The 22,989-nt window shown below is 71.8% G+C and carries 20 protein-coding genes; 13 read left to right on the plus strand and 7 right to left on the minus strand.

Annotated elements, in window-relative coordinates:
• Nucleotides 1-161: 161 nt before the first annotated feature.
• Nucleotides 162-725 (plus strand): MSMEG_1061 family FMN-dependent PPOX-type flavoprotein, encoded by a 564-nt coding sequence (locus ACIP2X_RS05935; RefSeq protein WP_401668023.1) that lies wholly within the window; start codon nt 162-164, stop codon nt 723-725.
• Between the two features lie 31 nt (nt 726-756).
• Here ACIP2X_RS05935 and ACIP2X_RS05940 read toward each other — a convergent pair whose 3' ends face one another.
• Nucleotides 757-933 carry a hypothetical protein gene (locus tag ACIP2X_RS05940; protein WP_401668025.1) on the minus strand — a complete coding sequence of 59 codons (177 nt, stop codon included), beginning with the start codon at nt 931-933 and terminating at the stop codon, nt 757-759.
• 239 nt (nt 934-1,172) lie between these two features.
• Between ACIP2X_RS05940 and ACIP2X_RS05945 the strand changes: the two genes are divergently transcribed.
• Together ACIP2X_RS05945 and ACIP2X_RS05950 are read left to right on the plus strand one after the other, a co-directional pair.
• Entirely contained in the window at nt 1,173-1,796 is a 624-nt protein-coding gene (locus ACIP2X_RS05945; protein WP_401668027.1) for an isochorismatase family protein, read from the plus strand.
• 131 nt (nt 1,797-1,927) lie between these two features.
• The gene (locus tag ACIP2X_RS05950; RefSeq protein WP_401668029.1) at nt 1,928-2,542 is read left to right on the plus strand and encodes a YceI family protein; all 615 of its coding nucleotides are present in this window, start codon (nt 1,928-1,930) and stop codon (nt 2,540-2,542) included.
• 5 nt (nt 2,543-2,547) lie between these two features.
• Here the strand turns inward: ACIP2X_RS05950 and ACIP2X_RS05955 are convergent, their stop codons facing one another.
• A complete protein-coding gene (locus tag ACIP2X_RS05955) occupies nt 2,548-4,272 on the minus strand; it encodes a VanW family protein (RefSeq protein ID WP_401668031.1) in 1,725 nt (574 codons plus the stop codon).
• Nucleotides 4,273-4,528: 256 nt separating this feature from the next.
• Here ACIP2X_RS05955 and ACIP2X_RS05960 point away from each other — a divergent pair, with 256 nt between their 5' ends.
• The 3 genes from ACIP2X_RS05960 (at nt 4,529) to ACIP2X_RS05970 (ending at nt 10,981) form a co-directional block, all read left to right on the plus strand.
• Complete coding sequence (locus ACIP2X_RS05960) at nt 4,529-5,278, plus strand: SDR family NAD(P)-dependent oxidoreductase (RefSeq protein WP_401668033.1); 750 nt, start codon at nt 4,529-4,531, stop codon at nt 5,276-5,278.
• A gap of 161 nt (nt 5,279-5,439) precedes the next feature.
• Nucleotides 5,440-8,907, plus strand: coding sequence for a phosphodiester glycosidase family protein (locus ACIP2X_RS05965; protein ID WP_401668035.1), 3,468 nt, complete (start codon nt 5,440-5,442; stop codon nt 8,905-8,907).
• A gap of 196 nt (nt 8,908-9,103) precedes the next feature.
• Nucleotides 9,104-10,981, plus strand: a complete 1,878-nt coding sequence (locus ACIP2X_RS05970) for a glycerophosphodiester phosphodiesterase (RefSeq protein ID WP_401668037.1) — start codon at nt 9,104-9,106, stop codon at nt 10,979-10,981.
• 7 nt (nt 10,982-10,988) lie between these two features.
• Here the strand turns inward: ACIP2X_RS05970 and ACIP2X_RS05975 are convergent, their stop codons facing one another.
• Both ACIP2X_RS05975 and ACIP2X_RS05980 read right to left on the minus strand, forming a co-directional pair.
• Nucleotides 10,989-12,581: a GMC family oxidoreductase gene (locus ACIP2X_RS05975; protein WP_401668040.1), complete on the minus strand. Its 1,593-nt coding sequence runs from the start codon at nt 12,579-12,581 to the stop codon at nt 10,989-10,991.
• Nucleotides 12,582-12,764: 183 nt separating this feature from the next.
• Nucleotides 12,765-13,691 (minus strand): LysR family transcriptional regulator, encoded by a 927-nt coding sequence (locus tag ACIP2X_RS05980; protein WP_401668042.1) that lies wholly within the window; start codon nt 13,689-13,691, stop codon nt 12,765-12,767.
• Between the two features lie 92 nt (nt 13,692-13,783).
• Between ACIP2X_RS05980 and ACIP2X_RS05985 the strand changes: the two genes are divergently transcribed.
• The 4 genes from ACIP2X_RS05985 (at nt 13,784) to ACIP2X_RS06000 (ending at nt 18,055) form a co-directional block, all read left to right on the plus strand.
• Nucleotides 13,784-15,235, plus strand: a complete 1,452-nt coding sequence (locus tag ACIP2X_RS05985) for an MFS transporter (protein ID WP_401668045.1) — start codon at nt 13,784-13,786, stop codon at nt 15,233-15,235.
• A complete protein-coding gene (locus tag ACIP2X_RS05990) occupies nt 15,232-16,134 on the plus strand; it encodes an alpha/beta fold hydrolase (RefSeq protein ID WP_401668047.1) in 903 nt (300 codons plus the stop codon). Before ACIP2X_RS05985 ends, ACIP2X_RS05990 begins: the two co-directional genes overlap by 4 nt.
• Nucleotides 16,131-16,967 carry an N-acetyltransferase gene (locus tag ACIP2X_RS05995; protein ID WP_401668049.1) on the plus strand — a complete coding sequence of 279 codons (837 nt, stop codon included), beginning with the start codon at nt 16,131-16,133 and terminating at the stop codon, nt 16,965-16,967. The genes ACIP2X_RS05990 and ACIP2X_RS05995 overlap by 4 nt, the downstream gene beginning before the upstream one ends.
• A gap of 155 nt (nt 16,968-17,122) precedes the next feature.
• A complete protein-coding gene (locus tag ACIP2X_RS06000; RefSeq protein ID WP_401668051.1) occupies nt 17,123-18,055 on the plus strand; it encodes an SDR family NAD(P)-dependent oxidoreductase in 933 nt (310 codons plus the stop codon).
• 11 nt (nt 18,056-18,066) lie between these two features.
• Here the strand turns inward: ACIP2X_RS06000 and ACIP2X_RS06005 are convergent, their stop codons facing one another.
• Nucleotides 18,067-18,564 carry a TetR/AcrR family transcriptional regulator gene (locus ACIP2X_RS06005; RefSeq protein ID WP_401668054.1) on the minus strand — a complete coding sequence of 166 codons (498 nt, stop codon included), beginning with the start codon at nt 18,562-18,564 and terminating at the stop codon, nt 18,067-18,069.
• Nucleotides 18,565-18,800: 236 nt separating this feature from the next.
• On the opposite strand from ACIP2X_RS06005, the gene ACIP2X_RS06010 reads away from it, so the two are divergent.
• Entirely contained in the window at nt 18,801-19,658 is an 858-nt protein-coding gene (locus ACIP2X_RS06010) for an NAD(P)-dependent oxidoreductase (protein ID WP_401668056.1), read from the plus strand.
• Nucleotides 19,659-19,698: 40 nt separating this feature from the next.
• On the opposite strand, the gene ACIP2X_RS06015 is transcribed toward ACIP2X_RS06010, so the two are convergent.
• Nucleotides 19,699-20,595, minus strand: coding sequence for an oxidoreductase (locus tag ACIP2X_RS06015; RefSeq protein WP_401668058.1), 897 nt, complete (start codon nt 20,593-20,595; stop codon nt 19,699-19,701).
• A gap of 62 nt (nt 20,596-20,657) precedes the next feature.
• On the opposite strand from ACIP2X_RS06015, the gene ACIP2X_RS06020 reads away from it, so the two are divergent.
• Nucleotides 20,658-21,248 (plus strand): TetR/AcrR family transcriptional regulator, encoded by a 591-nt coding sequence (locus ACIP2X_RS06020; protein WP_401668061.1) that lies wholly within the window; start codon nt 20,658-20,660, stop codon nt 21,246-21,248.
• A 97-nt stretch (nt 21,249-21,345) separates the two neighbouring features.
• Nucleotides 21,346-22,035 (plus strand): GAF and ANTAR domain-containing protein, encoded by a 690-nt coding sequence (locus tag ACIP2X_RS06025; RefSeq protein WP_401668064.1) that lies wholly within the window; start codon nt 21,346-21,348, stop codon nt 22,033-22,035.
• A gap of 45 nt (nt 22,036-22,080) precedes the next feature.
• Here ACIP2X_RS06025 and ACIP2X_RS06030 read toward each other — a convergent pair whose 3' ends face one another.
• A complete protein-coding gene (locus ACIP2X_RS06030; RefSeq protein WP_401668066.1) occupies nt 22,081-22,872 on the minus strand; it encodes an alpha/beta fold hydrolase in 792 nt (263 codons plus the stop codon).
• Between the last annotated feature and the right edge of the window lie 117 nt (nt 22,873-22,989).

A 22,989-nucleotide genomic window follows, 5' to 3' on the forward strand; every position in this document is an offset into this window, starting at 1 on the left:
GCCCGAGACCGCACGCGGGGCGGTGACCGTTCGGAGGAACGGTCACCGCCCCGCGGTGCGTCGTGCCCTACCTCCGGTCACTTAGGTAAGGCGAACCTAACATCGGTTAGTGTTCCCGTGCGATCACTCATCCGTAGGGCACGCACAGCTGGGAGCAGTCCTTGCCGCACACGACCGACACCACCGGGGACCGGCCGGACGACGTCACCGAGGCCGGCTGGGTCGGACTCGGCTCACGCGAGGAACTGCGCGAACTCCTCGGCGAGCCCTGGCCCGTGGTCATCGACAAGGTGCACGGCGCACTGACGGAGGACGACCTGGACATCGTCTCCCGCTCGCCCTTCTGCCTCCTCGCCACCTCGGACGCGGACGGCAACTGTGACGTCTCGCCGCGCGGTGACGCCCCGGGCTTCACCCACGTCCTGGGCCCGCGCACCCTCGCCCTGCCGGACCGGCCGGGCAACCGGCGGGGCGACAGCTTCCACAACATCCTCGACAACCCGCACGCAGCCCTGCTGTACCTCATCCCCGGCGGCAAGCAGGTCCTGCGCGTCAACGGCCGGGCCCGCATCCTCACCGACGCGCCCTTCTTCGACGCGATGACGCGTGACGGGCGCCGCCCGCAGCTCGCCCTCGTCCTGGACATCGACGAGATCTACCTGCACTGCCCGCAGTCCCTGAACCGCGCCGGGCTGTGGAACCCCGGGGCGTGGGTGACGAGTTGAACCGGCCGCTCCCGGGGTGCGCCTCGGCCGGTCAGCGCCTGCGGCCCCGCGCGGCCAGGCCGCTTCCGATCCCCGCCACGTGCAGGGCGAGCAGGGTGAGCCCGATCAGCATGATGTTGGTAGTGCTGAAGACGTCGTTGGTGGAGATGTCCGCCGCGTCGATGAGGAAGGCGATGAAGAACAGGACCGCCGCGATGATGCCGAGCACGCTGTGCCTCCTTGAGGTGGGAGCCGGCCGGTAGGTGCCGTGTCACGCGTATGCCCCCGGTGGGCCGCCGCACGCAGCACCGGTGCGAGGCGGGCGCCGCCCGTGCTCCACCCGTCGCGCCGAGGGCCTTCCGTCATCCGATATGTCCGTGTTAGCGTCGAATGGTCAAAATCGTGACAATCACCGGAAGTGTCTAACCTCCCGGAGAGTGCGTCGAGAACGACAGGAGCGTGACGGTCATGCCTGATGACACCTTCCCCACATCTCTGACCCGCGACAACGCTGCGCTGGTCCTCGTCGACCATCAGGTGGGGCTCTACAGCGGGGTCCGCGACATCAGCCTGCTGGAGCTGAAGCACAACGTGGTCGGGCTCGCGAAGGCGGCGCAGGTGCTCCGCGTACCTACCGTGGTGACCACCACCGCCGCGGACAGCATGTGGGGGCCGCTCATCCCCGAGCTCGCCGAGACCGTCCCGAGCGAGCTGGAGGTCATCGACCGCAGCACGGTCAACGCCTGGCACGACAGTCGTGTCCGTGACCGCATCAAGGCCACCGGCCGCAGGAAGCTCATCTTCACCGGCATCTCGCTGGAGGTCTGCGCCACGCTCCCGGCGATCGCCGCGAGGGCCGAGGGCTACGAAACCTATGTGGCTCTCGACGCGTCCGGCACCTTCTCGGCGGCCAAGCGCGAGGCGGGCCTCATCCGGCTCCAGCAGGCCGGCGTCCTGGTCAGCGACTACGCCACGCTGATGATCGAGATACTCGCCGACAACGGGGCCCCCGAGGCCGGGGACGTCTACGCGGCGCTCGACATGCCGTTCGCCACGCTCGTCGGCCAGATCTCGGCCGCCTACGCCAAGTAGGCGGTCCCCAGCCGCACTTGTGCGGCGCGCGACACGACACCGCCGAGGCGCCCGGCCCGCCCGGCACGGGCCCGGCGCCCGTGGACCTCGACGGGAACCGCGACGGCCCGCGGACCTCGAAGGGAGCTGTGATGACCACACAGCCGGAACCGGTGTGCGAACCGGACACCGCTCTGAGCGCACGCGAGCGCTGGTACCTCGACCCCTGGCACACGGCGGTGCACTTCGCCGTCCTCAATCGCGGGGCCGGCCTGGTGCGCGGACGCTTCACCCACCTCTCCGGAACCCTGGCGCCCGGCAAGGACCAGCTCAGGGACACCGAGGTGGAGGTGACGATCGAGGCGATGAGCGTCACCACCGGGGTCGTGACCCGCGACGACCACCTCAGATCCGGCTTCCTGGACGTGGAGCACCACCCCACGATCCGCTTCCTGGGCAACCGGCTGACCCGTACGGGCCCGCTCCACGGCGAGCTCGGCGGCACGCTGGAGTTCCGTGGCAGACCGGTCGACATCGAGCTGGCCGTGCGCTGGGCCGGGTCCGCCGTGGACCCGTTCCGCGACGACGCCCGGCACCTGGCCTTCCGCGCGACCGGGCGCCTCACACTGACCGAACTCGGCCTCGCCCAGGACCTGTTGCCCGGACTGCGCATCCCCGGCCTCGGCGACGCCGTCGAGCTGACCCTGGACGTCGTGCTCCTGCCGTACGACCCGGCCCCGATGCTGCGGGACATTCCCGTCGGCTGAGGGGCTCACCGCTGACCTTGGTCGGGCGCCCCTTCGCAGACGATCTCGTCACGAGGGGTGTAGCCCGTGCGGAACGGCTCCCGGCCCACTTCCCGCCCGCCGTCCCGGAAGACCCGTTCGACGGTGACGTCGAAGCCCTCCAGGGGAGTCTGCGGCACGCACTTCTCGTCGGTGCTCACCTTCCTGGAGGGCTCCCGGACGTTGGTACGGGGTCCCTTGACCGACGTGACCTCGTCGTACTTCTTCGTGCCGAGGAAGGAGACGGTCACCGAGGTGTCGGTGGACTCGGCCTGGATGTACAGGGCCTTGCCGGAGTCGTTGGCGAACCTCAGGTCGAGGCTGCCCCAGGCGACCGTCGCCTCGCGGCCCTCGGGATAGCGCTCGATGTAGAAGGAGTGGGCGCCGTGCTCGACGGGTTCGACGCCCGCGAAGAACATCGCGTTGAAGACCGTGGTGGCCACGGCGGAGACGCCGCCGCCCGGCGCCTTGGTGTACTTGTCGTCGAGGATCATGATGCCCTCGACGAAGCCGTTGGCCTCGGTGCGCTCGCCGACGGTCCGGTTGAAGCTCCAGGTCTCGTTCGGCATGACGACTGAACCGTTGATGAGGTCCACGGCGCGGCCGATGTTCGTCGAGCGGTAGGCGGCCGGTTCGAAGTTGACGGTGAACGAGGACATCTTCTCGGTCAGCCCGAGGCGTGCCGCGTTCTCACGGGTCACCTGCGGCTCGATCCGCCGTGTCTCCACCACGCCCGTGCGGGCGGCTCCCGACTTGGTGAGCAGGGGCAGGACGGCCTTGCCCAGGGCCTTGTCGGTGACCTCCACGCCGGGGACGGCGTCCGCCGCCACCGCGACCTTCTCGCCGTCGAGCCGCAGCCGGGCGTTCTCGGGCGTGTGGGGAAGGCCGTTCAGGGCGCCGGCCACCGCGGGCGCGGCACGCAGGCCCTTGCCGTCGAGCGCCGGCGTGAGTCTGCCGGAGTCGTCCGGCCGCATCGTCAGGTGCTCGCCCAGCACCGCCGGGGGGATCGTGAACCGCTGGTCGTGCGCGGTGAGCGTGACCGGCCCGGACATCGCCGGCTGCGCGAACTCACGCACCGCCCGCCGCACCTCCCGCGCGCTCACCTTCGGCTTCGCCTCGCGCGCGGGCAGCACCGTGACGGCGTCCGCGGCGCCGCGCTCGAAGGGGACGCGCAGGGAGCGGATCGCCGCGTCCATGTCCAGCGTGTAGCCACTGCGGGGCGCGACCTGCTCGACGCGGCCGCCGTCGAAGGAGACGGCGCCGTCGCGGGGCTTCTGGTCGAGCGTCTCCGCCAGCCGGCCGAGGGCGGCTCGTGCCTTGTCCTCGTCGACCTTCACGACCGGCGCGACCTCGCCGCCCGAGCGGAACAGTCCGCCGATCACGCTGATCGGATCGGCGCCGGTGAATGCCGCCCGGTCGAGGGTTCGCGCGATGTCGTAGCCGAGCCCCGCCTGCCGCGGATCGACCGTGCCCTGGCGGTCGCCGACCTTCACGGCCAGCTTCCCCGGGCCGGTCGCCGACAGGTGCTGCTCCAGCTCGCGGGTGGCCGCCGCGCGGTCCAGGCCGCCGATGTCCACGCCGCGGACCGTCGTACCCGCCTCGATCTGGCCACCGGTGAACAGCAGCCCTGCGAGATACAGACCGCCGATGCCGACGGTCAGCGCACCGCCCGCCAGGGCGGCGGGCGGGAGTGAGGCTATCCGGGGGTGCATGGGTCTCCTGAGCGATCGACGACGAGTCCCGAAGCTGTGCCGCTGGACGCGAGAGCAGTCAGCCAGGTTACGCACAACAGGGTGTAAAAGGGTGTATCCAAGGTCACGTCGGACGATGTGAGACATCGCTCGTCCCGCCTCGCCACGGTCGCCGTCGCTCCCGAGGTGCCCCGGCCACGGACCCGGGCGCACAATGATCTCAGGGCGGGTGAGCCGTTCCCGTGGCCCCGGCCCAGGCCAGTGCGAGGGGACCGACATGGCTGACCAGGACCTTCTCGGCAGGACGGCGCTCGTCACCGGAGGGAGCCAGGGCATCGGGGCGGCCGTCGCGGCCCGCCTGGCGAGGGCGGGAGCCGACGTAGCGATCAGCTACCTCCGGTCCGCCGACGCCGCGGACTCCGTGGTCACCGCGATCAGGAGCAGCGGAGTCCGGGCCGCGTCGTTCCGGGCGGACCAGGCCGACCCCGCGCAGATCAGGGCCATGGTCCAGGAGGCGGTCGACGTCCTCGGGCCGGTGGACATCCTGGTCAACAACGCCGGCATCCTGCGCACCGGCACGCTCGCCGACGCCGACCCCTCGGGCCGTGCCGAGCAGTGGGCGGTCAACGTCGAAGGCGTGGTCGCCGCCACCCGCGAGGCCGTCGCGCGGATGCCGGACGGCGGGAGAGTCGTCCTCGTCAGTTCGATCGCTGCATCCCGGCTGTCCACGTCCGGGTTCGGTGACTACGCCGCCGGAAAGGCGGCCGTGCGGGCCTACGGGCAGGCATGGGCCCACGAACTCGCGCCGCGCGGCATCACCGTCAACACCGTGGAAGTCGGATTCACCGACACCACCATGGCGCCGCCCCTCGACTCCGACTTCGGACGCGCGGTGATCGAAAGCATTCCCCTGGGGCGCTACGGGCGCCCGGAGGAGATCGCCGACGTCATCGCCTTCCTCGTCGGCCCCCGGGCGTCGTACATGACAGGTTCCTCCGTCCGCGTCGACGGCGGATGGAGCGCCTGATCCGGCGGCGTACACCATCGACTTCGCGCGCGGCGGGCGGGTGCCGCAGAGTTCACCCCGCGCATCACTGACCGTCACATACTTCACGGTGCCGCAACATCCGCGGAGCGTCCACTGAGCGCTGACCACGACTTTCAGCACGAAACGAAAGAAGTCAGCCTGTGCCGTTCCTTCTTGACCCCGCCGACCCGCGCCCGCGTGCCGCAGCACGGCGCGGTTCCGTCGTCCTCGCCCTGGCCACAGCGCTCAGCATCGGTGCGGGGATGGTGACGACCGCTCAGGCGCTGACTCCCGAGAACCCGGCATCGGCTCCCCACGGCGCGCCGGCTTCGGGCGCCCCCTCCCACCTGATCCCCAGCACGCCCGGGCAGTCCATCGTCACCAGGGAGAACCGCACGCCGATCGCGCCCGGTCTGGGTCTGACCCGGTTCGACCGGTTCGGGAAGGACGGCTGGGTGCGCGGACAGGTGCTCGTCGCGAACCTGGCCGACGACCGGCTGAGCGTCGACCACATCTCCTCCGGCACGGTCACCGGCAAGTCCCGGGTCACCGAACAGGCCGCGCGTACCGGGGCCGTGGCCGCCGTCAACGGCGACTACTTCGACATGAACGACACCGAGGCACCCATCGGCGCGGCCGTGTCGCGCAAGGACGGTCTCGTCAACTCGCCCACCGAGGGCCGCAACCAGACCGTCGCCGTCGGGGCGGACGGCATCGGCCGACTGGCCCAGGTCTTCCTCGAAGGTCAGGTCACCGTCGGCGGCACCCGGGACCTCAAGCTGTCCGGCGTCAACGCGCCGACCCTGGCGGCCGGCGGCATCGGACTGTTCACCGACCAGTGGGGCCCCTCGCCGCGCACCAAGCCCGTGGCCGGCGCCGACCGGGTCGCCGAGGTCTGGCTGCGGGACGGCAAGGTCACCGACGTGCGCACCTCCGTCAGCGGCGCCCCGATACCCGCCGGCACCAGCGTGCTGCTCGGACGGGAGGCGGGCGCCGACGCGTTGGCCGGGCTCGTGCCCGGTGACACCGTCGAGGTCGCCTACCGCCCGCGGGCCGACTTCGGCGAGGTCGCGGTCGCCGTCGGCGGTGGACAGGTGCTGGTCGCCGACGGAGTGGTGCAGCGCTTCACGGACGGCGACACGGTCACCGCCACCTCGCGGACCGGCGTGGGATTCTCCGCCGACGGCCGCACCATGTACCTGGTCGCGATCGACGGCAAGCAGACCGACAGCCGCGGCATGGACCTCAACGAGCTCGGCGCGTTCATGAAGGGCCTGGGCGCCGTCAACGCCCTGAACATGGACGGAGGCGGCTCGACCACCATGGCCGCCCGCATGCCGGGTGAGAGCACCACCGGCCTCGTCAACAGCCCCTCCGACGGCTCGGAGCGGCAGGTCGCCAATGGACTCGGCCTGTTCGCGGCCCCCGGGTCCGGCACCGTGCGCGGCTACCGCGTGCTGCCCGCCCTGACGGCGGACGGCTCCGACCGGGTCTTCCCCGGCCTGCGCAGGACCGTGCGGGCCCTCGCCCACGACGAGACCTACGCGCCGCTGCCCACCGGACGGGTGCAGTGGCGCGGCGAGGGCGGCCGGGTGTCCGTCGACTCCCGCCGGGACGGCACGGCCGTCGTCACCGGACGGCGCTCCGGCACCGCACAGGTCGTCGCCTCCTCCGGTCACCACGCCGACGGACGGCAGGAGCTGACCGTGCTCGCGCCCGCCGTGCGGATCGCCCCGAGCAGGAGCCTGGTCGCGCTCGACGGCGCCGGGAAGGAGGCGCGTCTGACGGTGACGGGCTACGACGCCCTCGGCGACTCCGCGCCGATCGAGGCGTCCGACGTCGAGGTCAGCGGAGGTGAGGGCATCGTGTCGGTGCGGCCCGCCGACGACGCCACGTTCACCGTCCAGGGACTGGCCGACGGCGCCTCCACCACCCTGCGTCTGACCGTCGGCGACATGACCACCGACGTCGCGGTCACCGTCGGCCTGGCCGAGACGACCTTCGCGGACCTGTCCGACGCCGCCTCCTGGACGTCGGCGAACGACCGCGCCCCCGGCGGATCGGTGGCCCCGGCCCCCGGTCACGACGGCGCGCCCGGCCTCAAGTTGACGTACGACTTCACCAAGTCCACCGCCACCCGCGGCCAGTACGCCCTGCCGCCGCAGCAGATCCAGCTGCCCGGCCAGCCCCAGGCCGTCACGATGTGGATCCACGGCGACGGCAACGGCGCCTGGCCCCGGCTGCAGTACCGCACCGGATCGGGTGTGACGGCGAACCTCGACGGCCCCACGATCACCTGGACGGGCTGGCGCAAGGTGGAGTTCCCGGTCCCCGCGGGCACCAGCTATCCGCTGACCTTCCAGCGGGTGCGACTGCTGGAGACCAGCGCCGCACGCTCCTACACCGGTGAGGTCACGGTCAGCGACCTGAAGGTCAAGGTCGCCCCCGACGTGGAACTGCCCGTGCAGCCGACGGTCGCCGACCCGGTGGTGGTGACCGACGGCACCGTGGACGACCGCCCGCTGCGCGTCGCCGTCATGTCGGACGCCCAGTTCGTGGCCCGTGACCCCGACAGCCCGCTCGTCGAGGCGGCCCGGCGCACCCTCGCCGAGATCGCCGAGGCGCGGCCGGACCTGCTGGTCATCAACGGCGACCTCGTCGACGAGGGCTCCCCGGAGGACTTCGCGCTCGCCCGCAAGCTGCTCGACGAGTTCGACGCCCGCACCGGCAAGCGCATCCCCTGGCGGTACGTGCCCGGCAACCACGAGATCATGGGCCCCGGTTCCACCCGCAACTTCGAGGCCGAGTTCGGCGACACCACCTCGGCGTTCGACGTCGAGGGCACCCGCATCATCACGCTCGACTCCTCCAGCGGCACCCTGCGCGGCGGCGGCTTCACCCAGATGCAGATGCTGCACGACCAGCTCGCGGACGCGGCCGACGACAGATCCGTCAGCGGCGTCGTGGTCTTCGAGCACCACCCCACCGAGGACCCGCTGCCGAACAAGGCCAGCCAGCTGGGCGACCGCAAGGAGGCGGCACTGGTGGAGCAGTGGCTCGCCGACTTCCGTGCCGACAGCCACAAGTCCGCCGCGTTCGTCGGCTCCCACGCGGGTGTCTTCTCCGCCGCCTCCGTCGACGGCATCCCGTACCTGGTCAACGGCAACTCGGGCAAGAACCCGGCCGGCACGCCCGACAACGGTGGTTTCACCGGCTGGACGATGCTCGGCATCGACCCGAGTGAAGGACGCGTCGGCGACCTGTTCGACGTACCGTCCGACGACTCCGAAGCATGGCTGCGGGCGGAGGTGCACGCCCGTGCCGACGCGGTGGTGCTCAGCGCGCCCGACACCCTCGACGTGGGCGAGCGGGCCGAGGCGTCGGCGACGATCACCCAGGACGGCACCCGCACCGTGCCGGTGGCCTGGCCGGTCAGCGCCGACTGGACCGGAAGCCGCGTCGACGTGGTGGGCGACGAGCGCGACCACCGTGACCACGGGGGAGCGCCGGTCGTCTCCTACGACCCGGCCACCGGCACGCTCGTCGCGCGCCGTTCGGGCACCGCGGTGCTGCGGGTGACCGTCAACGGCGTCACCGCCGAGCGGCAGATCACGGTGCGCCGCCGCTGACCCTCCCCGCCGGGCAGGCGGCCCGCGTGCCGCCTGCCCGGCCCCTCGCGCCCTGCCCGCCCCGCCGATGTCCGCACCGCCGATGTCCGCCGCACGGCAGGGAATGGACCCTCAGCCGCCTTCCCGCATTCACCCGCGGGGCCCGGCTCGATCGTCGCGGCTTCCTAACGTCGCGCGCATGCCTCGTACCTCACGTATGTCTCGTTCACGCGTCGCGCTGCTGGCCTGCGCGCTGGTCGCCGTGTCCCTGCCGACCCCCGTCTTCGCGGAGGGCTCCCCTTCGTCAGCCGCGCCCCGAGCCGACGCGGGCCGGGTCGTCGTCTCCGCGGACTTCTCCGGGGACACCCTGCCCCAGGGCTTCAAGGCGGTGGAGGGCGGCTGGCAGGTGAAGGACGGCCGCCTGTACGGCAGTTCGGCGAACTCCTCGCAGCAGAGCCGCATCACCTTCGGCGAGCACCTCGACGACTTCCGGATCGAGGTCACGGCGCGCTTCGAGTCGGCCGTCGACGCCGGCCGCTGGACCGCGATGGGCCTCGACCTGCCGGCGAGCGGGGCCGTCCCGTGGTCCATCGCCACCATGCGGACCGGCACCACGGCCGCCAACGGCCTGGAGTTCGCCCAGCGCACGACCTCCAACGCCTGGAACGTCACCGACACCCACGCGGCGCCCTTCGCCGCGGGTACCGGCAAGGACGTGCGGATAGCCGCCGAGGTCCACGGCGCCCAGGCCGTCTGGTACTTCGACGGCAGGGAGGTCATGCGGACCTCCAAGGTCGCCCGCACCGCCGACGGCGTCCAGGGCCTGCTGGTGAACGGCGCCGCCGCCTCCTACGACGACCTCAAGGTCACCGAACTCCCGCCGCGGAGCTACATCCGGCCGGCCGGAGAGCCGCTGACCGTCATCGCCCACCGCGGCGCGTCCTCGGCCGCCCCCGAGAACACCCTGGTCTCCCAGGAGATCGCCCGCCGGGGCGGCGCCGACTTCATCGAGAACGACGTCCAGCCCAGCAAGGACGGCGTGCCCTACATCCTCCACGACCCCACCGTGGACCGCACCACCGACGGCACGGGTCCGATCCGCTCGCTGACCTCCGCCCAACTCGACGCCCTCGACGCCGGATCGTGGTTCGCGCCCTCCTACAAGGGCGCGCGCGTCCCGACGCTGGCCGCCCAGCTGGACGACCTGCGCACGCGGGGTGGCGACCTGCTGCTGGAGATCAAGGGCGCCCACACCAAGGCCGAGGTGGCCACCATCGTCGACACCATTCGCGCGCACGGCATGACCGGACGGGTCTTCGTGCAGAGCTTCGAGGTCGACGCCCTGCGCCACACCCATGAACTCGCCCCGGAGCTGCCGCTCGGCCTGCTGCGCAGCACCCTGGACGCGGATCCGGTGGCCCTCGCCGAGGAACTGCACCTGTCCGCCTACAACCCGTCGGACGACGCGCTCGGCAAGAGGCCGTCCGTCATCGCGGAGCTGCACAAGGCCGGCGTGGCCGTGATGGTGTGGACCGTGGACGGCGCCGACCGCTGGAAGGCGCTGGAGAGCGCGGGCGTCGACGCGATCATCACCAACCGGCCGACCGAGCTGAACGGCTGGAACCAGGCCTACCGGCAGGCCCGGTCGGCGCCCCCGGCCGAGCCGGAGGTCGCCCTCACCTCCCCGGCCGCCGACGCGGTGCTGGACCGCGCACAGTCGCCGCTGGCGACCGTGCGGAGCGACTTCGCGGACTCCGTGTCCCTCACCCTCGACGGCAGGCCCGTACCGGCCGGAGCCCCGCTGGACCTGACCGCCCTCACGGCCGGGACGCACACGCTGCGCGCCGTGGCGTCGGGTGCCGGCGGAACCGCCGAGGACACCCGGACCTTCACCCTGAAGGCCACCCCGACGGGCCTGGCGCACCTGATCTTCACCTCTGGCGCCAAGGAGTCCGCCGTCGGCTCGATGACGGCGATGCTGGGGCTGAAGCAGTACGCGGCCCTCGCGACCTGGGCGAAGGTGCAGTCCGGCAGGTCCCTGGACCAGGATCGCGCGGCACTGATCGCCGGCGACGCCCGCGCCCTCGCTCCGTAGCCCCGGATCAGGCGAAGCACGTCTCCGCCGCGCGCTCGGCGATCATCACGGTGGGGGCATGGATGTTGCCGCGGGGGAGTGCGGGCATCACCGACGCGTCCACCACGTGCAGACCCGAGACGCCGTGAACACGCAGCAAGGGGTCGACCACTGACCCCTCGTCGGCACCGGCACGACAGGTCCCGGCCGGGTGATTGGTCGAGATGATCGCCGCGCGCGCCGCGTCCAGCAGGGCCGCCTCGTCGGAGGCGGTGGGGAAGGAGGGCGGGCCGAGCAGCGCCCGCATGACGGGACTGTCGCACAGCTCCAGGGCGCGGCGCATCCCCTCCACGACCAACTCCCGGTCGGCGGCGGCCTCGAAGAAGCGGGCGTCGATGACCGGTGCCGCCGTGGGATCGCTGGAGGCCAGACGCACGGCGCCCCGGCTCCGCGGCGTCAGCAGTGTCACCAGACAGGAGAAGCCGGGCGCGCTGTTGCCCAGCAGGTCGACGAGCATCGGTGTCAGCTCGATGTCCGGGGCCGGGGCGCCTTCGCCGCAGCGCAGGAAGGCCCCGGCCTGGCCGATCGAAGCGAGCGGCCCGCGGCGCTCCCGGGCGTACAGCGTCCGGTCGGCCGCGCTGCCGTACGCCTCCGGCCAGGTGACACCTCGTACGACGGGCCAGCCGATCAGCGCGGACAGGTGGTCCTGGAAGCCGGCGCCGACTCCTTGCAGGTCCTGGAGCACGTCGATGCCGAGGCCGGCCAGGTGGTCGGCGGGGCCGATGCCCGACAGCATGAGCAGGTGCGGTGTCCGCAGCGCGCCTGCCGAGAGGACCACCGCGTTCGCGCGGACCGTCACGACCGTGCCGGCGGCGTCGGTGTACTCGACGCCGGTCGCCCGCGTCCCCCGGAACAGGACCCGGTGGACCAGGGCTCCGGTACGGACGGTGAGGTTGGCGCGGTTCATGACCGGGTGCAGGTAGCCGCGGGCGGCGCTGTGGCGTTCACCGTCACGGACGTTGCTGTAGAGCAGGCCGACGCCGTCGAGTCGTTCGCCGTTGAAGTCCCGGTTCAACGGCAGCCCGTACTCCACCCCCGCGGCGATGAACGCGAGGGACAGGGGGCTGACGTCCTTGGGCGTGGTGACCGGGATCGGCCCGCCTGTGCCGTGGAGGTCGGAGGCGCCGAACTCGTGGTCCTCCGATCGGCGGAAGCTGGGGAGGACCTCGTGCCAGCTCCAGCCCTTCATGCCGCTCTCGGCCCACCCGTCGTAGTCCAAGGGGTGCCCGCGGTACCACGCCTGGTAGTTGATGGAGCCGCCGCCTCCCAGAACGCGGCCGGCGGACAGGGGGATGCTCCGTCCGCCGAGCTGCTCCTGGGGAACGGTCTCGTAGCTCCAGTCGAGTTCCCCGCGCAGCAGTCCGTTCAGCACTCCGTGCGGCGGAGCGATGCGGGGGTCGGTGTCGGCGGGTCCGGCCTCCAGCAGCAGCACTTGGCGATCGGGGTCGGCGCTGAGCCGCGCGGCGAGCACGCTGCCCGCGGCGCCACCACCGACGATGACGAGGTCGAACAGCGGGTCGTCGCGCCGCGGTGTCGTACCGGTTCCTGGCGAATCGGCCATGGCCATGTCTCCTCCAGGAGCCATCAGCACTGTGCTCTACGCCGAACGCTGCCAGGCTAACAAAGAAGCGGAGAACTGTCCTGTTATGTCCGCGGCCCACGGCGGACGCCGCCGCACGCCTGTGACCTGGGACGATTCCGCGCACGGTGCCGGTAGCAGGCCGCTCGCGGGCGGTCGGCGGGACTACCCCGGTGGTGCTTCTCCGTCCGCGGCGGCGGCCTGCAGGGCCGCGGCGAGACGGGACACCGGTTCGGTCGGCGGCTGGGGCAGCCGGGCCAGGACCAGGCGGCGTTGCTCCTGCGGGCCGCCCCGCACGGGCAGGACGCGTACGCCGGGCGGCGCGACCCGCGCCAGGGTGGAAGGGACGGTGGTCAACCCGCAACCGGAGGCCACGAGGTGCAGTTTCGCCAGCCAGTCCCGGGCCGTGTGGACGATCTCGGGCCGCTCGTCGAGGCCCGGCCACACCCCCAGCAGACGGTCGGCGCCGGAGGCCGAACCGGCGATCCAGCGCTGTCCGCGCAGGTCGTCCACGTCGACGAAGTCGCCGCGGGCGAGCGGGTGCGCCGTCGGCACGGCCAGGCACAGGGTGCGTTCGCTGAGCGTCTGAAGGACCAGCGCGGGCGACTCGGTGTCAGGTGCGCGAAACGGTGGCGCCGATGACAGCAGCGCGAGATCGATGCTCCCCGCCCGCAGGGCGCGGGTCAGCGCCGGTGTCCCCCCTTCGCGGCTGACGACATGCAGGTTCGGGGCGCTGCGCCGTAGCTCCGCCAGCGCGTGGGGCACCACCGTCGTGCCGGCGACGGGCACCCAGCCGAGGCGTACGGTGCCGCCCTGCACGGGCATGCCCGACAGCTCGCGGGCGGTCGCGTCGATCTGGTCCAGCACCACCGTGGCGCGACGCATGACGACCCGCCCCGCCGCGGTCAGCCGTGCGCCGTCGTGCCGCCTCTCCACCAGCGTCGCGCCCGCGGCCCGCTCGACCGAGGCGATCTGCCGGGAGACCGCCGACTGCGTGTAGCCCAGGGAGGCCGCGGCCGCGGTGAACGTGCCCTGCTCGGCCACTGCGCGGAAGACCCGCAGGGAAATCAGGGAGACATCGGTGAAGTCCATGATGTCTCCGCATACTACCTATGCGGCATTCTCGTGGACTTGAAGGAACCCCGGACCGAGGCCAAGCGGACAAAAGGTATATTCTCGACGCCGTGACGGCGCGCGTGAATTCATCCGACTCCGCCCCCGGCGCCAGGACGATCGCAGCACGTCTGGACCGTCTGCCCGTCCTGCCTGTGCACCGACTCGCGGTCGCCCTGATCGGCTTCGGGCTCTTCTTCGACATCTACGAGATCTTCCTGGCCGGAACCCTCTCCGTCGTGCTGACGTCCGCGTTCGGAGTGTCCGGCCTCGCACTCGAGGCGGTGCTCGCCGGCGCGTTCGTCGGGCAGTTCTTCGGCGCGGTCCTCTTCGGCCGCCTCGGCGACCGGCTGGGGCGGCGGCGCACCTTCCTGATCAACCTGACGCTCTACTCGACGGCGTCCTTCCTCGGCGGGCTCTCGCCGAACTCCCCGACGCTCGTCGTCACCCGGTTCTTCGCCGGACTCGGCATCGGGGCCGAACTGGCGCTCGCCGACACCTACCTGTCCGACCTGCTGCCCGCCAGGATCCGCGGCAAGTATGTCGCCCTCGCCTACACCACCGGCTTCCTCGGGGTGCCCGTAGCCGGCTTCCTGGCGAGCCGGCTGGTCTCCCTCCAGCCGCTCGGTGTGGCCGGATGGCGCTGGATGTTCTTCTTCGGCGGCCTGGGAGCCCTGTCGGTGGGGCTGCTGCGGCGGTCGCTGCCCGAGTCGCCCCGCTGGCTGGAGTCGGTCGGCCGGTTCGACGAAGCGGAGCGCCTCGTCGTGCGATGGGAGCGGACGGCGACGCGTCGCGGGGCGGACCTGCCGCCGGCGCGGGAAGCCCAACTGCCCGTCCCGCCACGGCGTCCGCCCGTGCGGACGCTGTTCACCGGCGTGCTCGCACGTCGCACCGTGATGCAGTGGACGATCAACGCGCTCCAGGTGTTCGGCTACTACGGATTCGGCACCCTGGCGCCCCTGGTGCTGCAGAGCAAGGGGTACTCGGTCGTCGAGTCCCTGGGGTTCCTCGCCCTCACCTACATCGGTTACCCGGTGGGCTCGTTGCTCTCGCTGCCCGTCATCGAGCGCGTGGAACGCAAGGTGCTCATCGCCGCGAGTGCCCTCGCCATGGCCGTCTCGGGTCTGCTCTTCGGCCTCGGCTCGTCGACGGTCTCGATCGTGGCATGGGGCTTCGTCTTCACCGCGGTGAGCAACCTCTTCGCCAACGCGTTCCACACCTACCTCGGCGAGGTCTACCCGACGGCGCTGCGGTCGACCGCGGTGGGCACCGCGTACTCGATCAGCCGGCTCGTCACCGCCCTCCTGCCCTTCGTACTGATCCCGGTGCTCGACCGCTTCGGCGCCGTCACCGTCTACACGGTCGTCGCCCTGGCGCTCGGCCTGCTCGCGGTCGACGTGGTGCTCCTCGGCCCTCGCACCACCGGGCTGCCCCTGGAGGCCGTCTCCGGTGAACCTTCGGCACAGACGCCGCCGGGACACGGCGCCAGGCCGGCCCCGCAGAGCCCGGGCGGCGGATCGTGAACGCCCCCGCGCGGACCGTCAGGGTCGACGGCGTACGCCAGGTCTACCGGATCGCGGGCGAGGGCCCCGTCTGTCTCGTGCACTCCGGGGGCCCCGGAGTGCACCCGCGGTACCTGCGGATGCCGGCTCTGGAACGCGAACTGACCCTGGTGTACGTGGATCCGGTCGGCTCGGGCGACAGCGCCCGGCTTCCGGACGGCGACTACTCCATGTCCCGCTACGCGCGCTTCGCCGAAGCCGTGCTGGACGACATGGGCGTGGCGACCGGCTACTTCCTCGGCCACTCGCACGGCGGGTGCGTCGCCCTCCAGTTCGCCCTCGACCGTCCCGGCCGTCTCGACGGACTGATCCTCTACGACACGGCGCCGCTGTACGGACGGGAGTTGCGCGAGACCGCGACCCGGGAGATGGCGGCCTTCGTCGCGCGCTGGCCGGGCCGTCCGGAGGCGGCCCGGGCGGGCCGGATGTGGGACGCCGTCAATGTGGCACGGACGCTGGAGATCGGCGGCGACGTGTCGTACCGGCGGTACCTGGACGCCATCCTGCCCGCCTACTTCGCCGACCACCGCAGGACGACCGGCCGCACCGGCGCGTTCCAGCTCGCTGCCACCTACGACCCGAACCGCCTGCCGGTGTCGTGGGACGTACGGGACCGGCTGGGCACGATCGCCGTGCCGGCGCTGGTGGTCGTGGGTGCCCACGACTTCATCTGCCCACCCCGCTTCGCGTACGAGATGCACGCCGCCGTGCCGAACGCGCGGCTGTGCGAGCTCGACGCGAGCGGCCACCTCGGGCACATCGAGCAGCCGGACGAGTTCACCTCCGCGGTGACGGACTTCGTCGAGGACCAGGAGACCCAGGAGACCCACGAGAACCACGAGAAGGGAACCCGGACATGACCACCGACGTACCGATCACCTTGGCCGAGCAGACCGAAATCGCGGCCTACGCCGACTTCGTGACCGGGGCTCCGGCACCGGTGCGGGACGCGCTGGGTATCGCCTCGCTCCGCGTGGGCTCGGCCCTGGCGCTGGCGATCCGCGAGGATCCGAGCCGCTTCTTCAACCGGGCCGGCGGCTTCGGCGCCGGCGAACCGGTCACGGTGGACGCCGTGACGGAGGTGTGCGACTTCTTCCGCGCGCAGGGCCTGTCCCAGGGCGCGTTCATGATCGCGCCCGTGCTGCTCCCGCCCGACTGGGCCACGACCGTCGACAAGCTGCACCTCGGCCAGGGCGACCGCTTCGCCAAGCTGGGATGCAATGTCGAGGCCGCGCTGTCGGCAGTCGACGGCGTCGCGACGCTCCGCACCGGACTGCGCGTCGGCCCGGTCGAGCCTCGGCAGGCCGAGGAGTGGGCCACCGTCATGATGACCACCTTCGGTTTCACCGCACCAGGCATGACCGACATGGCCGCGTCCTGCGTGGGCAGGCCGGAATGGGAGCAGTTCGCCGTGTGGGACGGCGAGCGGATCATCGCGGTGGGGAGCATCTTCGTCAACGGGGAGTGCGCCGACATGTTCGGCGGGGCGACGCTCCCGGAAGGCCGCGGCCGCGGCGCCCAGTCGGCCCTGCTCACCGCCCGCGCCCGCGCGGCCCAGGCCGCGGGCTGCCGATGGCTGGTCGCCGAGACCGGCGCGGAGAGGCCCGGCGACCACAACACCTCTCTGCACAACATGCTGCGCTCCGGATTCGAGCCGCTGTACGAGCGCGCCACCTGGCTCTGGAAGGACTGATGGCTCCGGAAGGACTGAGAAGCCATGACGGTTACGCATGGCCACCATGAACCGATGTCGTTGGACTCATGGCCGGCCCCTGCCTAGCGTGGAGGTCGTCAAGGCCCTGGAGCCCGGGAGCGGAGCCCAGGAGCCCTGGAGACAAGGAGCCACGCATGCTGACCACTCCCTTCGGCTTCTCCAGCACGGCCGCCGACGTCACCGAGGGCCTCTCCCTCGCGGGCCGCCGCGCGGTGGTGACCGGAGCCTCCTCCGGCATCGGAGCGGAGACGGCCCGTGCGCTGGCCGCCATCGATGCGCAGGTCACCCTCGCGGTCCGGGACGTGGCGGCAGGTGAGCGGGTGGCGAAGGACATCACCGGCTCCACCGGCAACGAGAAGGTCGACGTCGCGTACGTGGACCTCGCCGATCCGGCGTCCATCACCGCCTTCACCACGGCGTGGCGGGAGCCGTTGCACATCCTGGTGAACAACGCCGGCGTCATGGCCAGTGCCGAGCGGTACACCGCACAGGGCTGGGAGTGGCAGTTCGCCACCAACCACCTGGGCCACTTCGCCCTCGCCACCGGACTCCACGACGCGCTCGCCGCCGACGGCGACGCGCGCGTCGTCGCCGTCAGTTCCAGTGGCCACCAGCTGTCACCCGTCGTCTGGGACGACGTGAACTTCGCCTTCCGGCGCTACGATCCGTGGCTCGCCTACGGACAGTCCAAGACCGCGAACGTCCTGTTCGCCGTGGAGGCGACGCGCCGCTGGGCCGACGACCGCATCACCGCCAACGCCGTGATGCCGGGGGCGATCCTCACGAACCTCCAGCGGCACACCGATGGCCGGGGGAGCGGAAGGGTGCCCGCGCACCTGATGAAGACGGTCGCACAAGGGGCGGCGACCTCGGTCCTCGTCGCCACCTCACCCCTGCTCGAGGGCGTCGGCGGTCGCTACTTCGCCGACTGCGACGAGAGCGAAGTCGTCGACCGCCGCCCCGACACCCCCCTCCAGGGCGTGGCCCGCTACGCCGTCGACCCGGACAACGCCCTTCGGCTCTGGGCTCTTTCGCAGGAGCTGCTCGACGGCGCGCGGCGCGCCTGAGGCGGCGGCCGCTACTCCCGGGGGCGCAGCCCGTCGATCACCAGCTCCATGATGCGATCCGCCTGCTCGGCGCCGTCCTCGCCCGGGGCGACCCGCCACAGGAAGCCCATGACCAGCAGGACGTCGGCGGCGTCCAGACCGGCGCGCAGGTCGCCGTTCTCCACGCAGGCGCCCAGAAGGCCGGCGACCGCTCCGGTGACGGGTTCGTAGGTCGCGTTGATGGAGTCCTGCACCGCCGCGTTGTGCAGGGCCTCGCCCAGGCCGTGCTTGAGTCGCACGTACCGGGCCAGGGTGTGGAACCAGACGCGGAACGCCTCCAGCGGCGGGTGCCCGGCAAGGACCTGGGGCACGGAGTCGACGAGTCGCTGGACGTCGTGCCGGTAGACCGCCAGGATCAGGGCCTCCCGGGTGGGGAAGTGCCGGTACAGGGTGCCGGGACCGATGCCCGCCCGCTTGGCGATGGTGTTGAGCGAGGTCGCCCCGTCCTCCGTGAACGCGTCATGTGCCACGCGCAGAATGTGCTCTCGGTTCTTGAGGGCATCGGCACGCATGCCTCTGTCGGTCTCGGCCAACCGTTCCTCCCGCGGTGCTGTCGACCGAAGTAGGTACCCAAATTTGCGACCGCTAACCCGCTGAGGGTGCCAGCAGTGGTGGTACCTTGCGCGCTTGACCGTGCCTCGACGAGGGCCGGAACGTTGAGCGTGTCACCAACCGTGTGAACGGCTCAGCCAGAAGGTGCGACGTCATGGCTGATGAGAGCAGGAAACTGCGAGTGGGTTTCGTGGGCCTCGGCGACATCGGCGAGCCCATGGCGCGGCGCATTCTGCTGGCCGGCTTCCCGACGACGCTCTGGGCCCGCCGCATGGCCGGTCTGGCCCCGTTCGACGGTTCGGCCTATCGCCGAGCCGTGGACCTCGCCGAGCTCGGACGGCTCAGCGAGGTCGTGGGCGTCTGCGTCTTCGGTGAGCAGGACGTCAGCGAGGTGGTGCTCGGGGAGTCCGGCATCCTGTCGGGGATGAGCCCGGGCGGCGTTCTCGTGGTGCATTCGACCGTGACGGTCGACTACGTGGTGGAGCTGGCGCGTCGCTGTGCGCCGCACGGCGTGACCGTGCTGGACGCGCCGGTCGCCGGCTTTCGTCAGCGTGCCGTCTCGGGCCAGCTGACCGTCATGGTGGGAGGTCCCGCCGAGGCGTTCCGGCGGGTGCGTCCCGTACTGGATTCGTTCGGGTCGCACGTGGAGCACCTGGGGCCGGTCGGACACGGTCTGGCGATGAAAGGGCTGAACCAGGCGCTCCTCCTCGCCAACGTCCACTCGGCGGTACTCGCTCTGGAGGCCGGACGACGGCTCGGGATGGACCCGGAGGCGACCGAACGGATGCTGCGCACGGCGACCGGAGGCAGTTTCGGGATGGAACTCCTGGTCGGGCGGATCCTCAAGGACCCCCGGTTCGCCCAGCTCGCCGCCGGCATCGCCGGCAAGGACCTCTCGGTCTTCGACGAGCTGTGCCGCTCCGCGGGTCTCTCCGGCGTCGAGCTGCACGATCTGGCGGCGCGCGGCGTGGAGTTCATGTCCGGGTTCTCGCAGGAGTCCGAGTCGTTGTGACGGCCCCCTCCTCGGGGAGAGGCCATCCGGGAGGGGGCCGTCACCCGAGGGGGAAGGGGACGCCCGTCAGTCGTTCGGACAGGTTCCACAACTCGGCTGCCAGGGTGGCGTCCTGGGCGGTGGCGCTGCGGGGGACCAGGGTCGGTCGGCCGCGCTGTCCGCCCCGGCCGCCGGGACCGACGTAGCCGGCGCCCGGCAGGTCCCGGGTGACGGCGAACAGGGTGGGCCGCGCGCCGTCGGTCTCGCTCTGCATGACGAGGCGGCCCACGGTCGCCGCGACGACCTTCATGGCCGGACCCAGATGCCGGTTCAGACCGGTGGTCGCCGCTCCGGGGTGAGCCGCGAGCGCGAGGAGGCCGGTGCCCGCCGTCGCCAGCCGCCGTTGCAGTTCCAGCGTGAAGAGCAGGTTGGCGAGTTTCGACTGGCCGTATGCGGCGGAGGGACGGTAGCGGCGGTGCTCCCAATTCGGGTCGGACAGGTCGAGCGCGGCGTTCCTGTGGGCGTTGGAGGCGATGGTGACGACGCGGTCGGTGATGCGCGGCAGCAACAGGTTGGTCAGGGCGAAGTGCCCCAGGTGGTTGGTGCCGAAGTGCGTCTCGAATCCGTCCGCGGTCCTGCCGAGGGGGACGTTGGCCACGCCGGCGTTGTTGATCAGGACGTCGACCGGGCCGCCGAAGGAATCCGCGAACTCCCGGACGGACGCGAGGTCGGCGAGGTCGAGGCGGCGCAGTTCCGTCGAGCCGGGCAACCGCTCGGCGATCGGGCGCGCCCGGGGGAGGTCGCGCACGGCCATCACGACGTGGGCCCCGGCCGCGGCGAGCGCGCGGGTCGTTTCGAGACCTACGCCGCTGTTCGCCCCGGTGATGATCACCGTGCGTCCGGTCTGCGGTGGAAGGGCGTCAGCCGCCTCAGGGGCGGTACCGAGTGAGCTGGTCATGCGCCCCAATGTATTCAGCGGCTACATTGTAGTCAATGAATACACTGCGCTAGATTGGGGCCATGACCGCAGCGCGCCCCTATCACCACGGCAACCTCCGCAGCGCCCTGTTGAAGCAGGCCGAGGTCGTCCTGCACCAACGCGGGGTCGAGGGACTCTCCTTGCGCGAACTGGCGCGAGAGGCGGGTGTGAGCAACGGCGCCCCGCGCCGCCACTTCGCGGACAAGAGCGCACTGCTGGACGCGCTCGCCGAAGAGGGCTACGAACGGCTGGGCCGCAGACTGGACGCGGCTCTCGACGCGGCCGAGGGCGACATCACGCAACGCCTCGTCGTCTTCGCCCGGACCTACGTCGAGTTCGGCGTCGAACACGGCGCTCTGCTCAGCCTGATGCACCGGCCCAAGGGCGAGGGCGACGACCGCCTGCGGTCCGCGAACGACCGGGCCTTCGCGGCGCCGGTACGGCTGCTGGCGGACGCGCGGGAACGCGGCCTCATCGAAGCGGACAGCACCGGCCGGATCGACATGACGCTGCTGGCGCTCCTCCAGGGCCTCACCGTGCTCGCCGTCATGGGGATGCACGGCGACCGCCCCCTCGACACGCTCGTGAGCGGCAGCATCGAGACCTTGATGGCCGGCCTGCGGCCACGCTGAGCGCCGAGGCCGCGCGGGTGTCTCGTTCGCCGACCGTCCCTCGGGTGCGAAAGTGGAGGACAGAGGTTCTGGCCGGGCCAGGGGACGGAGGTACGCGGTGGACTGGGAGACGTTCGCACGGGACATGGCGGAGATGGCGCGGGACTTGCTGGCGCAGGACTCGGTGGACGCCACGCTCGAAAGGATCACGGCTTCCGGGACCGAGCTGGTCGAGGGCTGTGACGCCGCCGGCGTTCTGATCCTCCAGGGCAAGCGGGTGCGGAGCCTCGCCCCCACCGAGCAGCTCGTGATCGACAGCGACCGGCTCCAGGAACGCCTGCAGGAAGGCCCGTGCTTCGACGCGGCCCGCCCTCATCTGCGGGAGCGCGTCTTCCGGATCGCGGACTTCACCGCCGAGCAGCAGCGGTGGCTCGCCTACGCCCCTCAGGCGCGAGAGCTGGGACTCGGCAGCATGATGGGCTTCCTCCTCTACACCGAGGACGAGGAACTCGGGGCGCTGAACTTGTACTCCCGTCGCCCCGGCGCCTTCACCGACATCAGCGAGACGGCGGGCTGGCTGCTCGCCTCGCACGCGGCGGTCGCCTTCGCCGGCGCCCGCTCGCACGCGCAGATGCAGCAGGCCGTCGACACCCGGCACACCATCGGTGAGGCGATGGGCATCCTCATGGGCAGCCACCGCCTCACCGAGGAACAGGCCTTCGACGTGCTGCGCCGCTACTCCCAGGAGCACAACGTCAAGCTGCGCGAGGTCGCTCGCCGGGTGTGCGAGACGGGCAGCCTTTCCTGAACCCGCGAGGCCGGGACCCGGCGCCGGTCCCGGGCCGACCGTCGCTCACGCTGCGGCGACGATCCCGGCGACCTCCCTGGCCCGCACCAGATGGGGGAAGTGCCCGCTGTCCGTCAGCACCGTCACCTCGGCGCCCGGCAGCACGGTCAGCAGCCAGTCGCGGTACGAGGCCGCCGGCTCCATCCCGCTGACATGGTGGTAGGCCACGCCGCGAGCCCTGAGCGACTCCATGTCCCGCACCCGCTGCCGGGTGAGTTCGTCCGCCGGTGTGGTCAGCAACTCGTCCCAGTAGCCGAGCAGAAGATCCTGCCGGGGCGTCGTCGCCGTCTCGACCAGCGTCCGCGCGTCCGGCGGCAGCAGATCCGTCCCCATGCCTTGGAGCAGCCGGTCCCAGACCTCGCCGAACGCGGGACCGCGCAGCGTCGGCTCCGCCTGGAGCAGGAGATCCCGGAACGGGCCGGCCAGCAGCGGCTGGTCGATGTTGACGACCGCGGTGGCCGGGTACGCGGCGGCGTACACGGTGGCCAGCACGCCGCCCAGGGAGTGACCCACCACGACCGGTGCGCCGAGCCCCGCCTGCGTCACCGCCTCGTGCAGCTGCTCGGCGACCTCGGCCGCGTGGTACGTGGGGCGAGGGGCCGAGCCGCCGTGCCCCGGCAGGTCGAGGGCGAGGACACGGCGGCCGGGGTCCACCGTCTCGAGCTCCGCGAGCAGCGGTCCCCACTGCCGACGGTCGTAGGAGAGGCCGTGCAGCAGGACCACCGCAGGGCGCGCGTCGGAGGTCCCGTGCAGGTCGGCGGCGAGACCGGCGAGGGTGGTGCGGTGCGTGTCGGGCATGGGGAATCCTGTCTCAGAGGTGTCACCAGGGGAGGCGTAACCCCCTGCCGAACATGCTGTACGTGATCCACCCCACCCCGCCCCACCGGCGCGTGCGCGTCGCGCGCGAGGGGCCGG

The sequence above is a fragment of the Streptomyces sp. NPDC089424 genome (assembly GCF_044749345.1).
Lineage (GTDB): Bacteria > Actinomycetota > Actinomycetes > Streptomycetales > Streptomycetaceae > Streptomyces.

What these genes read in the sequence shown, in the direction of transcription:
- ACIP2X_RS05945 (WP_401668027.1), top strand. Translation starts at nt 1,173, where the DNA reads ATGCCTGATGACACCTTCCCCACATCTCTGACCCGCGACAACGCTGCG.
- ACIP2X_RS05950 (WP_401668029.1), top strand. Translation starts at nt 1,928, where the DNA reads ATGACCACACAGCCGGAACCGGTGTGCGAACCGGACACCGCTCTGAGC.
- ACIP2X_RS05955 (WP_401668031.1), bottom strand. Translation starts at nt 4,272, where the DNA reads ATGCACCCCCGGATAGCCTCACTCCCGCCCGCCGCCCTGGCGGGCGGT.
- ACIP2X_RS05960 (WP_401668033.1), top strand. Translation starts at nt 4,529, where the DNA reads ATGGCTGACCAGGACCTTCTCGGCAGGACGGCGCTCGTCACCGGAGGG.
- ACIP2X_RS05970 (WP_401668037.1), top strand. Translation starts at nt 9,104, where the DNA reads ATGTCTCGTTCACGCGTCGCGCTGCTGGCCTGCGCGCTGGTCGCCGTG.
- ACIP2X_RS05975 (WP_401668040.1), bottom strand. Translation starts at nt 12,581, where the DNA reads ATGGCCGATTCGCCAGGAACCGGTACGACACCGCGGCGCGACGACCCG.
- ACIP2X_RS05980 (WP_401668042.1), bottom strand. Translation starts at nt 13,691, where the DNA reads ATGGACTTCACCGATGTCTCCCTGATTTCCCTGCGGGTCTTCCGCGCA.
- ACIP2X_RS05995 (WP_401668049.1), top strand. Translation starts at nt 16,131, where the DNA reads ATGACCACCGACGTACCGATCACCTTGGCCGAGCAGACCGAAATCGCG.
- ACIP2X_RS06000 (WP_401668051.1), top strand. Translation starts at nt 17,123, where the DNA reads ATGCTGACCACTCCCTTCGGCTTCTCCAGCACGGCCGCCGACGTCACC.
- ACIP2X_RS06010 (WP_401668056.1), top strand. Translation starts at nt 18,801, where the DNA reads ATGGCTGATGAGAGCAGGAAACTGCGAGTGGGTTTCGTGGGCCTCGGC.
- ACIP2X_RS06015 (WP_401668058.1), bottom strand. Translation starts at nt 20,595, where the DNA reads ATGACCAGCTCACTCGGTACCGCCCCTGAGGCGGCTGACGCCCTTCCA.
- ACIP2X_RS06020 (WP_401668061.1), top strand. Translation starts at nt 20,658, where the DNA reads ATGACCGCAGCGCGCCCCTATCACCACGGCAACCTCCGCAGCGCCCTG.
- ACIP2X_RS06030 (WP_401668066.1), bottom strand. Translation starts at nt 22,872, where the DNA reads ATGCCCGACACGCACCGCACCACCCTCGCCGGTCTCGCCGCCGACCTG.